Source organism: Treponema sp. R8-4-B8, from assembly GCF_054786175.1.
Map to the genome: position 1 here is coordinate 1 of NZ_BDHE01000192.1, position 728 is coordinate 728.

General features: G+C 47.8%; 1 protein-coding gene. It reads left to right on the forward strand.

What is annotated here, in order from left to right; translation table 11 throughout:
* Window positions 1-83: 83 nt before the first annotated feature.
* The coding region (locus ACYVRA_RS07825; RefSeq protein ID WP_461252176.1) for a hypothetical protein at window positions 84-728 on the forward strand (645 nt) is incomplete at its 3' end.

Here is a 728-nt window from a genome sequence, read left to right on the forward strand (position 1 = left end):
TATACACATCTAGATGTGTATAAGAGACAAATATAAAGGCTTGCCTCTTTCAGATCAAGCCTGAGAAGAATCTGCGGGATTTCATGTTGAACCGCTTCGGGAACTCGCTATACCTAACGTTTTTCAAAGATTATACGGAAAAGGTCTGGGGGATTCCGTGCGAAGAGATAAGCGCGGAGTGGGGGGCGCAGAGGATAAAGGGGTTAAGCATCGCGAAGACGATCAAGCACGCGCTGTTCAAGAATACTAAAGAGACGAGTTTGATAGACGAGTTTCTGTACCCTAAACTGGGACCGGGGGACTTGTGGCAAAAGGCGGCTGACAAGGTTTTGGAAATGGGCGGGGAGATTTTGTTCAACAGTAGGGTAGTGAAATGTCATATTGCCAACACTGTCATTGCGGGCTTGACCCGCAATCCCCCCGATTTCCGCAATCCCCCCCATAGGCAATGGACGCTCTCCGACGGAAAGACGTTCGAACCCGATTACGTTCTCAGTTCGATGCCGGTTAAGGATCTTGTCAATATAATGGACGGCGTTCCGCAAAATGTTAAAGAGATCGTCAACGGATTGGTATATCGGGACTTCATTGCGGTCGGGGTGCTTTTGGATAAGTTAGAGATAGGGGAGATCAAAGACAACTGGATATATGTGCAGGAAAGCGACGTAAAGGTCGGTCGATTGCAGTTTTTCAACAATTGGAGCGAGTACATGGTCAAGGACAAATGC